The following is a 14,502-nucleotide window of genomic DNA, read 5'->3' as shown; positions in this document are numbered from 1 at the left end:
CCTTCTCTTATGTAGGACTCGTCCTATATTGCACTCTCTCCCCCCTCGGTTCATACGTCGCTCCTGCTATCTGAGCTAATGTGCTCGCTTTATTCGCGCACGTATGGGACTTGATTATGAACACCGTTTTTATTGTCGACGATCACCCCGTCATTCGCCTCGCTGTTCGTATGTTGCTAGAACATGAAGGTTACAAAGTCGTCGGGGAGTCTGATAACGGCGTCGATGCCATGCAAATGGTTCGCGAATGCATGCCTGATCTGATCATTCTCGATATCAGCATCCCTAAACTGGATGGCCTGGAAGTTCTTTCGCGCTTCAACAGCATGAACACGCCCCTCAAAACCCTGGTACTGACCGCACAGAGTCCGGAACTTTTCGCCATTCGCTGCATGCAATCCGGCGCATGCGGGTACGTCTGCAAACAGGAAGACCTGAGTGAACTGGTAAGCGCCATCAATGCCGTATTTTCCGGTTATCACTACTTTCCCAGCCAGGCATTGAACCCATCTCGCAGCAATGACGAATTGTGCGCTGAACTCGACTTGTTCAGGTCCGTCAATGACCGCGAACTGATGGTCCTGCAATTGTTTGCCCAAGGTCGCAGCAACAAGGAAATTGCCAAAGGGATGTTTCTCAGTAACAAGACTGTCAGCACCTACAAAAAAAGGCTCATGCAGAAACTCAAGGCAAAATCCCTGGTGGAACTCATCGAAATGGCAAAACGAAACGCTTTAGTGTGAGAGACAGGATGCCCAGGTCTTTAAAGGACTATTTGTTGTATTTGAGTGTCGGCTTTTGTCTGAGTACCTCTGTCTGCCTGGCAGACCCCGAAACCGGAATTTACTCGCTGCTCAGTCGCTCGACCGCCAGCCCCACGGATGTGCAACTGGAGCCTTCGCAACGACAGTGGATCCAGGACAGAGCCGAACTGATCCTGGGGGCTTCGGCGCCCGACTATCCGCCGTTCGACTTGACGACCCGTGGCCAGGACTATGAAGGATTCACCGCCGATTACGCGGGCATCATCGGCAAAAGCCTGGGCCTGCCTATCAAGATCCGGCGCTACCCTTCCCGGGAAGCAGCCATCCAGGCACTGGAAAACGGCGAGGTCGACCTGTTGGGCACGGCCAACGGCTATGAAGCCAGACAATCGAACATCGCCCTGTCGATCCCCTACGCCGTTGACCAACCGGTCCTGGTCACCCGGGAGACCGAAACCCGCTCGCTGACCGAGGGCCTGGCAGGCATGCGCTTGAGCATGGTCTATCACTACCTCCCTCTGGAAGAGGTCACGGCCCTGTACCCCAAGGCCATCATCACACCCTACCCGTCCTTTCAGAATGCGATCAATGCGGTGGCCTTCGATCAGGCCGACGTGTTTCTGGGCGATACCATTTCCACTCACTTCACGATCAACAAGGGCTATCTGAAAAACGTCAGGATGGCCAACTTCGGCAAACACGAGGCCTACGGTTTCAGCTTTGCCGTCAAGCAGGACAACCAGGATTTGCTGAACCTCATCAACGAAGTCCTGGCAAGGGTGCCGGCCCGCGAGCGGGAAAACATCGCCAAACGCTGGAGCGCCGGCAGTGACATCCTGCTGACGGACCGCAAACTGCAGTTGAGCAACCGTGAAGAACGCTGGCTGGCGCAACATCCAGTGGTGCGAGTCGCCGTCAACGATGGGGCTGCACCACTGACCTTCTTTAATGCCGATGGCAGCTTGCGGGGGATAACCGCCGACTTGCTGGAACTGATCAGGCTGCGTACCGGGTTGCGTTTCGAGCTTCATCGCAGCCCAAGCGAACGCGCCATGATCAACCTGATAGAGGAGGACCGCGTCGACCTGATTGCCGCCATTGCTCCCAGTGTCGAGCGCGAGGCACGCCTGAGCTTCACCCGGCCCTACCTGGAGAGCTCCTATGTACTGCTGAGCAGCAAGAAACCCGGCAGTCCGACGGATCTCGAGCAACTGCGCGGCAAGCGCCTGGCAATCACCGAAAACAATCCATTGCGCGACTACCTGCAGCGTGAGCACCCAGCCATCCACCTGGTGCAAACGCAGGACGCCTTCAGCGCCGTGGAGTTGCTTGCCAAGGGCCAGGTGGAAGGCGCGGTTGAATCCCTGATCATTGCCAACTACTTCATCGCTGCGCAATTGTTCGAGGACCAAGTGCAGATCAGCGCAACGGTCGGCACACAACAAGCCACGGTTTCCCTGGCCACCGCCCGCGGTGCACTCGAGTTGAGCACCATCCTCGACAAGGCCCTGCTGAGCATCGCCCCGGACGAACTGGGGATCATCAACAGCCGCTGGCGTGGCTACATGGGTCCCGCCAGTGGGACCTGGCACAACTACCAGCGCCAACTGTCCCAACTGGTGATCGGCAGCAGCCTGGTACTGCTGATGCTCCTGGCCTGGAATGCCCACATGCGCCGGCAGATCAGGCAGCGACAAAAGGCAGAGCGGGCCCTCAATGACCAGCTTGAGTTCATGCACACGCTGGTCAACGGAACGCCCCACCCCATCTACGTGCGTGACCGCCAGGGGGTCCTGCAAAGTTGCAATGACAGTTACCTGCAAACCTTCTGCGCCAAGCGCGAGGAGGTGATCGGCAAAACCGTCATGCAAGGCGCCATGAGCAACGCCTTTGAAGCCAAGGAATACCAGGCGGACTATCAGCGTGTGGTGGCCGAAGGCGTGCCGATGCTGCTCGATCGTACCCTGCATATTGGCAGCACCAAGCTGACGATCTATCACTGGATCCTGCCCTACCGGGACTCCACGGGAGAGGTCCAGGGCATTATCGGCGGCTGGATCGACATCAGCGACAGACGCCAACTATTCGATGATCTCAGGTCCGCCAAAGAACGCGCCGATGAAGCGAACCGCGCCAAGAGTACCTTCCTGGCCACCATGAGCCACGAAATCCGGACGCCGATGAATGCAGTAATCGGCATGCTCGAACTGACCCTCGAACGTGACGAGCATAACCTGCAGAATCGTCCCGCCATTGAAGTGGCCTACAACTCGGCCAAGGACCTGCTGGAGCTCATCGGTGACATTCTCGACATTGCCCGAATCGAATCCGGTCACTTGAGCCTGGCGCCCGAACGGGTCAATCTCGGCGAAACCCTGGAAGCGGTGGTACGGGTCTTTGACGGACTCGCACGACAAAAAAAACTCGCGCTGAGCCTCGACTTTCCCGACGCGATTGCGCAGCCGGATGTGCTGACCGACCCTCTGCGCCTGAAACAGATAGTGTCCAACCTGATCAGCAATGCCATCAAATTTACCGAACAGGGAGACGTCAGCATCAGTGTCCGGTTGTTGCCGGTCGAGGGGGCCGAGCACCGACAGATGGTCATGTGCATCACCGACACCGGGGTCGGCATCAGTGCGCACGACCAGCGCTTGTTGTTCGCACCCTTTGCCCAGGCGCAACACCCCGGGCAAATGGCCAGGAGTGGGGCGGGCCTGGGCCTGGTGATCTGCCGCAACCTGTGCGAAATGATGGGTGGCAACCTGCAACTGAGCAGCCAGTCAGGCGTCGGCACCGAGGTGCGGGTTGAACTGCCCATGACGCCACTGCCCGATGCATCCGCGCAGGAACGGCTACCGGCGCTGGTCGCACCGGTCCAGGACAGCTTGAGCGTGCTGGTGGTCGATGACCACCCGGCGAACCGCCTGTTGATGAGCCAGCAACTGGGGTTCCTGGGGCATCGATGGGTCACGGCGAACAATGGTGCAGAAGGATTGCTGGCCTGGCAGGAGGGCCATTTCGACCTGGTGATCGCCGACTGCAACATGCCAGTGATGAATGGCTATGAACTGGCCCAGGCCATCCGCAGGATCGAGTTCGATGAGCAACGTCCACCGTGCACAGTGCTCGGTTTCACCGCCAACGCCCAGCCAGAGGAAAAGCCTCGATGCCGCGAGGCGGGAATGAACGATTGCCTGTTCAAGCCCATCAGCCTGGCGACACTCAGCCAATGCCTGGAGACCCTGCGGCCGCTCAATGCAGAACCGGCCTTCAGCCTGCAGAGCCTGCAAGCACTGACCGGTGGCGACCCCTCGCTAGTGCGGCGTCTGCTCACCGAACTGCTCAACAGCAATCGCCTCGATCGACAAGAACTGCTCGATTTGTCGCCAACCAGCGGGCGCGAGTCATTCATCGACATTGCCCACAAAATCAAAGGCGCGGCACGCATCGTCCAGGCGGCAAGACTGATGGACAGCTGCGAGGCGCTTGAAAGGATGTGTCACGAAGCATTCGCCGAGGCCAGACTGGCGACCTGCACCGAAGCGATACACCAGGCCATGCTGGAACTGGAGAAAGCGCTGCAACGAGAGATTGCTCAGCAATGACCGGCCTGACACTTCCCGGGCCGCAGCCCTGGCCCTTGGGCAGTCTCAAGGATTCACGGCAGACCGTTGCACCATTAACTATGCTTATTCGCTGAGCCGTGCGTATCGACTAAGGAGAGCCCGCAATGCCCAGCCCACCACGCCCGGACGAGCGCCGATTGCCATTACACGTGCATATCAGCGTGATGTTCACCCTGTTGCTGCTGTTCACGGGCGTTGTGCTGGGGATTTTTAATTATCGACAAACCACCGAGATCATCCTCTCCAGCAGCGAGAAGTTGTTCGAACGCATCGACCAGGATGTGCGCAGGGACCTGCAAACCACCTACCAGCCCATTCGGCGACTGCTGAGCCTGTTAGCGGAAGGCGCCGCGATTCAGGGGACGGACCTGGCGCACCGATTGCCCCTGCTCAAACCCTTCAGCCAGTCCCTCAGGGACAACACCGAGCTGGCATCCCTCTACGTCGGTTACGCCGACGGCGATTTTTTCATGGTCCGGCCATTGCGCAGCGATGAACTGAAGAAAAACCTGCGGGCACCGGATGCCGCCGCCTTTCAGGTCTGGAGCATCGATCGCGACAGCCTGACCGGGCAAACCCGCTCACAATCACTGTTCTATGACGCGACGTTGAACCAGATCGGGCGCCTGGACAATCCGCAGGAGGCCTATGACCCGCGCACCCGGGCCTGGTTCGACGGGGCCAACAGCAGCGACGAGCAGATCACCACCGAGCCCTACATCTTCTTTTCGACCCACAACATCGGTACTACGCTCGCCCGCCACAGCGGCCCCAACGCCGTAGTGGGTGCCGACCTGACCCTGGCCCAATTATCCGCCACCCTGGCCAAGCACCAGGTGACACCCGGCACCGAAGTCGTCCTGTTCGACGGCGACGGCAATGCCGTCGCCTACCCCGACAGCCGCAAGCTGATCGTCGATGATCAAAAGGCCCATCTGGCCAAGGTCAAGGACTTGAGCCCGGCCCTGGCAGCCCTGTGGTTGCATCCGGCCAGCGGCAATCGCCTCGAGGCCGGCAATCGCCAATGGATCTTCGCCCGCAGCAGCATTCAGGAAGGTGGCCCGCGCGGGCTGAATCTGGCGGTGATGGTTCCTGAAGAGGAGTTGCTGGTCAATGCCTATCGAATGCGCTGGCAGGGCGCCCTGCTGACCCTGGCCATCTTGTTGCTGTGTGTCCCCCTGGGCTGGCTGACCTCCCGCATCCTGGTCAAGCCACTGCGCGTACTGGTGCAGGAAGCCGATGCGATCCGCAGTTTTGATTTCAACTACCCGGTCGCGCGCCGCTCGCCGGTGCTGGAAGTCGACCAGCTCAGCGTTTCCATGGCCCGCATGAAAGAAACGTTGGCCAGCTTCTTTGAAATCACCGACAGCCTGTCGGCAGAAACCCGCTTCGAGCCGCTGCTGCTACGAGTCCTGGCGGAGACCGTGAAGATTGGCCAGGCCCAGGCGGGGCTGATCTACCTGCGGGAAAATGAAGGCAACCGCCTCGAGCCCCATGGCTTGTTCATCGAGGGTGAATCCCGCGACCTTTCGGCGTTCAACATCAAGGGGCACGACCCCGACGACACCCACGCCCCTGCCTGGCTGCACCCACTGGCGAGCCAGAACGCCCTGGTGACGACCCTGGGATTCGAGCAGGCAGATGACCTGCAAGGTGTACTGCTGGCACTGCAGTGCCCCAGCGTGCACCTGATCGGCATTCGCCTGCACAACCGCCATAACGAAACCGTCGGCGCTCTGGTCCTGCTGCTGGCCGACAGCGGCGCCCAAGCGGACCAGGAGAAGCTGCGCCCCGACCGGATCGCCTTTATCCAGGCGGTCTCCGGCGCTGCGGCCGTCAGCATCGAAAGCCAGCGCCTGCAGCACAAGCAAAAACAGCTGCTGGACGCCTTCATTCAGTTGCTGGCAGGGGCGATTGATGCCAAGAGTCCCTATACGGGCGGCCACTGCCAACGGGTGCCCGCACTGACCCTGATGCTCGCCCAGGCAGCTGCCGCGAGCCAGGCACCGGAGTTCGAGCGCTACAATCCCACCGATGATGAGTGGGAAGCCTTGCACATTGCCGCCTGGCTGCATGACTGCGGCAAAGTCACCACTCCCGAATACGTGGTCGACAAAGCCACCAAGCTCGAGACCCTCACCGACCGCCTGCATGAGATCCGCACCCGCTTCGAGGTACTCAAGCGCGATGCCTGGATCGACTACTGGCAGGGCCTCGCCCAAGGGGGTGACGGGCAGTCACTGGCCGATGCGCGCGACACCCACCTGGCCACCCTTGACGACGATTTTGCCTTTATCGCCCGCACCAACCTGGGGGGCGAGGCCATGGCCGAGGCCGATCTGCAACGCCTGCACACCATTGCTCAACGCACCTGGACCCGCACGCTGGATGACCGGCTGGGGCTGTCCTGGGAGGAAAACCGCCGCCAGGCGCGCACCCCGGCGCCCATGCTGCCGGTCAGCGAGCCGTTGCTGGCTGATAAACCCGAGCACCTGTTCGAGCGCAACAGTGCCGAGTTGATGCCCACGGACAATCCCTGGGGCTTCAAACTCGACGTACCGCCGTACAAATACAACCGCGGCGAGCTGTACAACCTGAGCATCACCCGCGGCACGCTGACCCGCGAGGAACGCTACATCATCAACCATCACATGGTGCAGACGATCCTGATGCTCAGCCACCTGCCCTTCCCCGGCCACCTGAGCAACGTCATGGAGATTGCCGCCGGGCATCACGAAAAAATGGACGGCTCTGGTTATCCGCGGCAACTCACACGGGAACAGATGAGCCTGCCGGCGCGGATGATGGCGATTGCCGACATCTTCGAAGCGCTGACCGCCGCAGATCGCCCCTACAAGAAGGCCAAGACCCTCAGTGAGGCCTTGGGCATCATGGCGTTCATGTGCCGTGATGCCCATATCGACCCACAGCTTTTTGCGCTTTTTCTCGAGGAGCAGATCTATCAGCAGTACGCCGACAGATACCTTGAGCCGGCACAAATCGATGCCGTGGACCGGCAAAGCCTGCTCGCCAAAGCAGGCCTGGCTACTTGATCAGCAGTCGGTCAGGCGCAGGAAGATCGCCGCCAGTTGCTCAATGCCCACCTGGTCAGCAACGCTGAAGCGCGCCAGAGAGGGGCTATCCAGGTCCAGCACGGCAATCAGTCGACCGTCCTTGACCAGCGGCACCACCAGTTCACTGTTCGAGGCGCTGTCACAGGCAATATGCCCGGCGAAGGCATGCACATCCTCCACCCGTTGAGTCGTGAGCGTGGCCGCAGCGGTGCCGCAAACACCCCGCCCAAAGGGGATCCGCACACAGGCAATCTGGCCCTGGAACGGCCCGAGCACCAGCTCTTCATTGCGGTTGAGGTAGAACCCCGCCCAGTTCAGATCATCGAGCTGATGGAACAGGAACGCCGAGAACTGCGCGGCGTTGGCGATAAAATCTCGCTCATCGGCCAGCAAGGACTCCAGCTGTGCGCACAGCAGGCCATAACCCTCCAGGCCCGCACCGCTCTTTTGCAAATCGATCATGCCTGCTGCTCCAACAACTTGAGGCCAACCCAATAGCGGGCAAACTGGTAGGCACAACGCCCGTTGCGGTTACCGCGGCCGGTGGCCCAGCGCACCGCGAGGATATCCAGCTCTTCATCACGCTGCCAGGTCAGCCCGGCCTTGGCGGCCAACTCGCCAACCCAGTGTTCGACCACGTTGAGGAAGTGCTCCTGGGTGAAGGGATAGAACGACAGCCACAGGCCAAAACGATCCGACAGTGCGATCTTGTCCTCCACCGCCTCACTGGGGTGCAGTTCGCCGTCGACCCTTTTCCAGTTTTCGTTATCGCTTTCCTTTTCCGGCACCAGGTGGCGGCGGTTGGAGGTGGCATACAGCAGGACGTTGTCCGGGGCCTGCTCCAGCGAACCGTCGAGCACACTCTTGAGCACCCGGTAGTCGCCCTCGCCCGCCTCGAAGGACAGGTCGTCACAGAACAGCACGAAGCGTTGCGGCAACTTGGCAATCTGCTCGACCACCCGCGGCAGGTCCGCCAGGTGATCACGCTCGATCTCGATCAAGCGCAGCCCGCCCTTGGCGTGCTCGGCCAACAGCGCGCGCACCAGCGAAGACTTGCCCGTTCCCCGCGAGCCCCAGAGCAACGCATGGTTAGCAGGCAGGCCATCGAGGAACTGGCGCGTGTTGCGGCCCAACTGCTCCAGTTGCTTGTCGACCCCGATCAGGTCGCTCAGGCGCATGTCCAGGCTGACCTGAAGCGGTAGCAGATAACCGCTGCGCCCCTCGCGCTGCCAGCGGGCAGCCAGGCAGTGTGTCCAGTCGATGGCACTGCGCGGCGCTGGCAGCAGCGGCTCGATACGAGCCAGAACCGCATCAGCGCGTTCAAGAAAGGCATTCAATCGAGAGTCCACGTCTTCTCCTCAAGGCAGTTCACAGTAATGATGGGCAGACCGACCCGGTCCTGGCGCCAGCCGCCCCGAGTCGCGAGCCAGAGCGCTGCACGCGTGGGCAAAACCCGGTAACGATCAGCTATGCTTGGCCCAGAAGGGAAACGAAAGTGGTTCAGCACCCGATGGATATCACGTTCACTAACCGCCTGTCCTATAAGCAAGCCAAGCTCACCGTGCTGGTCGGTTTTGTCCTGGGTATGCTGCTGAGTCTGCTGCAAATAGGCATCGATTATGCCAGCGAAGATGCTTCCATCAACCGGGAAATATTGTCGTTGCTGGAAATCAGCCACAGTCCCGCCTCCCGGATCGCCTACAACATCGACGCGGAACTGGCCCAGGAGTTGACCCTCGGCCTGTTGCGCTCCCCAGCGGTGATTGGCGCGCGCCTGACCGACAATAACAATACCGTGCTGGCCAACGTCAAACGTGCCCCTTCAGCCAGTAGCTACCGAGTGATCAGCGACTTCCTGTTTGGTGCCGATCGCCAGTTCAAGGAGCGGCTGTTCCTCGAGCACTTGCCCGATGAGTCCCTCGGTACCCTGGAACTGGAGGTCGACACCTACGCCTTCGGCAGCCGATTTTTGCGCCGGGCCGAAGTCACCCTGCTCAATGGTTTCGCCCGCAGCCTGATCCTCAGCGGCATTCTCCTGGCGTTGTTCTATGTGATGCTGACCAAGCCGCTGGTACGGGTCATTCGCGAACTGAGCACGCGTGACCCGCGCCTCCCCGAGCAACCGCCACTGGAATGCCCGACGCACCACCAGAACGATGAAATCGGGGTGCTGGTCAAGGTGGCCAACCAGCAATTCGAAAGCATGACCACGGAAATCCAGCAGCGGCGCGCCGCCGAAAATCGCCTGACCGACTACCTGGGGCAACTGGAGTCCATCGTCTCGTCGCGGACCGCCGAGCTGAAAGCGATCAATCAGCGCCTGACGTCCTCCAACGAGGAACTGGAGATTGCCCGCCAGACCGCCCTGGACATGGCGCAGACTCGCTCGGTGTTTTTGGCCAACATGAGTCATGAGATCCGCACGCCCCTCAACGGCCTGCTGGGCATGATCGCCTTGTCCCTGGACAGCCCCTTGAATGCCGAGCAGCGCCAACAACTGTCGATTGCCCACGACTCCGGCAAAGTGCTGGTGGAACTGCTCAACGATATTCTCGACCTGTCGAAATTCGATGCCGGCCAACTAGAACTCGAACACATTCCCTTCGACCTCGGCTCATTGATCGAAGACACCGCCAACCTGCTTTCGCAGAACGCTGCGCCCAGTGTCGAACTGACCTGCCTGATCGATCCGCAATTCCCCGCCCAGGTGATCGGCGACCCGACTCGGGTGCGGCAGATCGTCAGCAACCTGCTGTCCAATGCCCTCAAATTCACCCGCTTTGGCCGAGTCGATGTGCGCCTCAGTACACGGGAAGATGGCGTCAGGATCGAAGTCTGCGACACCGGCATCGGCATTGCCCAGGATGCCCAGGTCAAGATCTTCCAGCCCTTTACCCAGGCCGGCGCCGGCATTACCCGCCAGTTCGGCGGCACCGGGCTGGGGCTGGCCCTGACCTTCAACCTGTGCAATGCCATGCAGGGACGCCTGAGCATCAGCTCGGAATCGGGGTTTGGCAGCCAGTTCTGCGCCGACCTGCCACTGCCCCTACACACGCACGCCAGCCCTGTGGCCCGCCTGCACGGTAACGTCGTGGCCATCACCCCGGCCAGCAGCGGCCTGGCCGAATTGTTGCGCAGCCTGCTGCCCGGATGGGGACTGGACTACCAGCAGCGCAGCCTCGATGACGCTTTGCATGGACTCGACCCGGATGTACTGATTACCGACTGCCCGCAATGCCTGTTCGGATTGCGTCCGACCGTCAAGGCGCCCATCTTGCTGGTGACGGCCTACGGCAACTTCATGCCCAGCGAAGAAAGCGCTGCCCTCGCCCCCCTGCAACAACAAGCCCGCCCGCTGGCGCGTAATGCGTTGTACCAGACCTTGCGTCGCGCCTTGAATGTGGCAAGCGGCGGGGATAGCCCTGCGCCCGATCACCCGCCATCACCTCCACGTCGTGGGCGAATCCTGTTGGTGGAAGACAATCCGGTCAATCAACTGGTGGCCAAAGGCATGCTGAGCAAACTGGGCAGCGACGTGATTGTGGTGTCCCACGGCGCCGAGGCACTCGACCAACTGGAACTCGGCCACTTCGACCTGGTGCTCATGGACTGCAACATGCCGGTCATGGACGGCTATGAAGCCAGCCGGCATATCCGGCGCAGCGGCCGCTGGCCGGACCTGCCGATCGTCGCCTTGACCGCCAATGCCATGCCCGAGGAACGGGAGCGCTGTCGCGCGGCTGGGATGAACGACTACCTGGCCAAACCCTTTCGCCGCGAGGAACTGGCCGCGTTGCTGGACCTGTGGATACCGCTCAGGAAAGCCCCTTGATCTGCGCCAGCAACTGATCGAGGCCCGCGCGCAATTGCGTCAGTTGCTGCAGGTCGATGCCGCTGTCGCACAGTAACCTGGCCTTGAGCGGCCCGACCTGCTCTCGCAGGGCAACACCGGCTGGCGACAAGCTCAGGTGCACTTCACGCTCGTCCCGCGCCGAGCGCTGGCGCTGCACGAACTGCATATGCTCCAGGCGCTTGAGCAAGGGCGTCAGCGTTCCGGAATCCAGCGCCAGGCGTTCGCCCAACGCCTTGACGGTGGGTTGCTCAGGCGGCTGTTGCTGCCACTCCCACAACACCAGCATCACCAGGTACTGCGGATAGGTCAGGCCCAGGGGCTCGAGCAAGGGCTTATAGCCCCGGATCACCGCCCTGGAGGCCGCGTACAGTTTGAAACAGAGCTGGTTATCCAGCGCCAGCGAATCAACGGACAGGTCATTCATTTGAGCAGGACTTCAATCTCGCGCGTCAGGTCCTGGGGTTTGGTCGCGGGGGCAAAACGCTTGACCAACTTGCCGTCCTGACCAATCAGGAACTTGGTGAAGTTCCATTTGATGCCCTGGGACCCCAACACCCCGGGTGCGCGCTGCTTCAACTGGACAAACAACGGATGGGCGTCACGGCCATTGACGTCGATTTTTTTGAACAGGGGAAAGCTGACGCCGAAATTCAGTTCGCAAAACTCGGAGATCGCCTCCTCGTTGCCCGGCTCCTGCTTGCCGAACTGATTGCAGGGAAAACCGAGCACCACCAGGCCTTGATCCTTATAGGTCTGCCACAACGCTTCCAGTCCCTTGTATTGCGGGGTGAAACCACACTTGCTGGCGGTGTTGACCACCAGCACCGCTTTGCCGGCGTAGTCGGCGAGGGTCTTTTGCTCCCCCTTGATCGTAGTGCATGGGATGTTGAGCAGGTTGTCGGTCATGGGGGGCTCCGGATAGTAGGCGGTGACAATAAACATAGCGATCAATTGGATTGCGTGCAATTTAATTAACCGAAAGCCGACCGGCACTACCGGCTGGCTAGCGAGCATTGGTTGCCTGGGGCAGACTTTCGCCGGCCAGCCAGCGTCTACCTCATTCGCGCGGGACCAAGTCCAGGCACACGGAGTTGATGCAATAACGCAGGCCAGTAGGCGGCGGGCCATCCGGGAACACATGCCCCAGGTGCGCCTCGCATTTGGCGCAAACCACTTCAGTGCGGATCATGCCGTGGCTGACATCGCGGATTTCGACCATGGCACTGGCGCCGATCGGCTCATAGAAACTCGGCCAGCCGCAGCCGGAATCGAACTTTGCCCGGGAGTCGAACAGCGGTTCATTGCAGCAGATGCAATGATAGACACCCGCGGTTTTGGTCGCGTTGTACTTGCCCGAGAACGGTCGCTCGGTGCCCTTGAGACGGCACACGTTGTACTGCTCCGGATCGAGCATGGCCCGCCACTCTTCCAGGGTTTTCTGGATCTTTTCCATCGTCCTACCTCAGCAACTGAAAAAGCCCGATCTGTACCTTTTCCACGGATCGGGCGGCACGTATGATTGCGCCTCGTCAAACGCCAGTCTGGCAGCCGCGTTACACGCATTCAAACGGATTTTGGTGCACCGCTCCGAGGCGCCGGGCTCGTGTGAGAACGCAGGATTCCCAGTACGGTAGTGCATACAACGTCTGGATCGTTCATTTTCGGGAACACATCGCCATGCAGGTCAGCAAATCGAACAAGCTCGCCAACGTCTGTTATGACATTCGCGGCCCGGTGCTCAAGCACGCCAAGCGCCTGGAAGAGGAAGGCCATCGCATCCTCAAGCTGAACATCGGCAACCCGGCGCCCTTTGGTTTCGAAGCGCCTGATGAAATCCTCCAGGACGTCATCCGCAACCTGCCGACCGCCCAGGGCTACAGCGACTCCAAAGGCCTGTTCAGCGCTCGCAAGGCCGTCATGCAGTACTACCAGCAGAAGCAGGTCGAAGGTGTCGGTATCGAGGACATCTACCTGGGCAACGGCGTTTCCGAACTGATCGTGATGTCGATGCAGGCCCTGCTCAACAATGGCGACGAAGTACTGGTTCCAGCGCCCGACTACCCGCTGTGGACTGCCGCGGTGAGCCTGGCCGGCGGCAACCCAGTGCATTACCTGTGCGACGAACAGGCCGACTGGTTCCCTGACCTGGCGGACATCAAGGCCAAGATCACCCCCAACACCAAGGCCCTGGTGATCATCAACCCGAACAACCCGACCGGCGCGGTGTACTCGCGCGAAGTCCTGATGGGCATGCTCGAACTGGCTCGCCAGCACAACCTGGTGGTGTTCTCCGACGAAATCTACGACAAGATCCTGTACGACGACGCTGTGCACATCTGCACCGCCTCGCTGGCGCCGGACCTGCTGTGCCTGACCTTCAACGGCCTGTCCAAGTCCTACCGGGTGGCGGGTTTCCGTTCGGGCTGGATCGCCATCTCCGGGCCCAAGCAACACGCCCAGAGCTACATCGAAGGCATCGACATGCTGGCCAATATGCGCCTGTGCGCCAACGTGCCGAGCCAGCATGCGATCCAGACGGCACTGGGCGGCTACCAGAGCATCAACGACCTGGTGCTGCCCCAGGGGCGTCTGCTGGAGCAACGCAACCGGACCTGGGAGCTGCTCAATGACATTCCGGGCGTCAGCTGCGTGAAGCCGATGGGGGCGCTGTACGCCTTCCCGCGGATCGACCCGAAAGTCTGCCCGATCCACAATGATGAAAAATTCGTGCTCGACCTGCTGCTCTCGGAAAAACTGCTGGTGGTGCAGGGCACGGCGTTCAACTGGCCATGGCCTGACCATTTCCGCGTCGTGACCCTGCCCCGCCTCGACGACCTGGACATGGCCATCGGCCGGATCGGCAACTTCCTGAAATCCTACCGCCAGTAACCGACCTGCTGCCGAGGCGGGTACTCACCCGTCCTCGGTGATTGATTCAGCAACATATCCCCCGCCTTTCGACTACCCTCTGCGCCTTGTGTGCTGGCGCGGCCTCAATTGTGGCTGCAACCCAATAGCCACGGGCATTGCGCAGGGAAAAACCGGCCCAATATTGCGTGAGGTGATACGAGAAATGTCCTGCAACCCACTAGAATCTGGCTGTAGGACACAGTTTGAAATAGTCACTCGGTTGAATAGCCCGGTGCAGCACCTTATATACCCCGCAGTAAGCTACATCTTTA

The 14,502-nt window shown here is 60.5% G+C and carries 10 protein-coding genes; 5 read left to right on the top strand and 5 right to left on the bottom strand.

All coding sequences use genetic code 11. The features are described 5' to 3' along the window. The first annotated feature begins 116 nt into the window (after nucleotides 1–116). From AACY45_RS01775 to AACY45_RS01765, 3 genes are all read left to right on the top strand, one after another. Nucleotides 117–743 carry a response regulator transcription factor gene (locus tag AACY45_RS01775; protein ID WP_339543862.1) on the top strand — a complete coding sequence of 209 codons (627 nt, stop codon included), beginning with the start codon at nucleotides 117–119 and terminating at the stop codon, nucleotides 741–743. An 8-nt stretch (nucleotides 744–751) separates the two neighbouring features. After that, a complete protein-coding gene (locus AACY45_RS01770; protein ID WP_339543861.1) occupies nucleotides 752–4,372 on the top strand; it encodes a transporter substrate-binding domain-containing protein in 3,621 nt (1,206 codons plus the stop codon). Nucleotides 4,373–4,497: 125 nt separating this feature from the next. Continuing rightward, the gene (locus AACY45_RS01765; protein WP_339543860.1) at nucleotides 4,498–7,446 is read left to right on the top strand and encodes an HD domain-containing phosphohydrolase; all 2,949 of its coding nucleotides are present in this window, start codon (nucleotides 4,498–4,500) and stop codon (nucleotides 7,444–7,446) included. Here AACY45_RS01765 and AACY45_RS01760 read toward each other — a convergent pair whose 3' ends face one another. Beyond that, nucleotides 7,447–7,929 carry a GAF domain-containing protein gene (locus AACY45_RS01760; protein WP_339543859.1) on the bottom strand — a complete coding sequence of 161 codons (483 nt, stop codon included), beginning with the start codon at nucleotides 7,927–7,929 and terminating at the stop codon, nucleotides 7,447–7,449. Beyond that, the gene (locus AACY45_RS01755; RefSeq protein ID WP_339543858.1) at nucleotides 7,926–8,816 is read right to left on the bottom strand and encodes an ATP-binding protein; all 891 of its coding nucleotides are present in this window, start codon (nucleotides 8,814–8,816) and stop codon (nucleotides 7,926–7,928) included. Before AACY45_RS01755 ends, AACY45_RS01760 begins: the two co-directional genes overlap by 4 nt. Before the next feature lie 161 nt (nucleotides 8,817–8,977). On the opposite strand from AACY45_RS01755, the gene AACY45_RS01750 reads away from it, so the two are divergent. Further along, a complete protein-coding gene (locus AACY45_RS01750) occupies nucleotides 8,978–11,299 on the top strand; it encodes a hybrid sensor histidine kinase/response regulator (protein WP_339543857.1) in 2,322 nt (773 codons plus the stop codon). Here AACY45_RS01750 and AACY45_RS01745 read toward each other — a convergent pair. The 3 genes from AACY45_RS01745 to msrB all read right to left on the bottom strand — a co-directional run bounded on the left by AACY45_RS01745 (nucleotide 11,283) and on the right by msrB (nucleotide 12,773). Next, nucleotides 11,283–11,744, bottom strand: a complete 462-nt coding sequence (locus tag AACY45_RS01745; protein ID WP_339543856.1) for a MarR family winged helix-turn-helix transcriptional regulator — start codon at nucleotides 11,742–11,744, stop codon at nucleotides 11,283–11,285. The two genes, AACY45_RS01750 and AACY45_RS01745, sit on opposite strands and share 17 nt — an antisense overlap. Further along, on the bottom strand, nucleotides 11,741–12,226 hold the full coding sequence (locus AACY45_RS01740) for a glutathione peroxidase (protein ID WP_339543855.1): 486 nt from the start codon (nucleotides 12,224–12,226) through the stop codon (nucleotides 11,741–11,743). Before AACY45_RS01740 ends, AACY45_RS01745 begins: the two co-directional genes overlap by 4 nt. A 151-nt stretch (nucleotides 12,227–12,377) precedes the next feature. Then, nucleotides 12,378–12,773, bottom strand: coding sequence for a peptide-methionine (R)-S-oxide reductase MsrB (gene msrB, locus AACY45_RS01735; protein ID WP_339543854.1), 396 nt, complete (start codon nucleotides 12,771–12,773; stop codon nucleotides 12,378–12,380). A gap of 224 nt (nucleotides 12,774–12,997) precedes the next feature. On the opposite strand from msrB, the gene AACY45_RS01730 reads away from it, so the two are divergent. Next, entirely contained in the window at nucleotides 12,998–14,209 is a 1,212-nt protein-coding gene (locus AACY45_RS01730) for a pyridoxal phosphate-dependent aminotransferase (protein WP_339543853.1), read from the top strand. The last annotated feature ends 293 nt before the right edge of the window (nucleotides 14,210–14,502 follow it).

This window comes from Pseudomonas sp. RA_35y_Pfl2_P32, assembly GCF_963970735.1.
Taxonomy (GTDB): Bacteria; Pseudomonadota; Gammaproteobacteria; order Pseudomonadales; family Pseudomonadaceae; genus Aquipseudomonas.
Note: the sequence above shows the minus strand (reverse complement) of the source record. Positions and strands in the feature narration are given on the sequence as shown.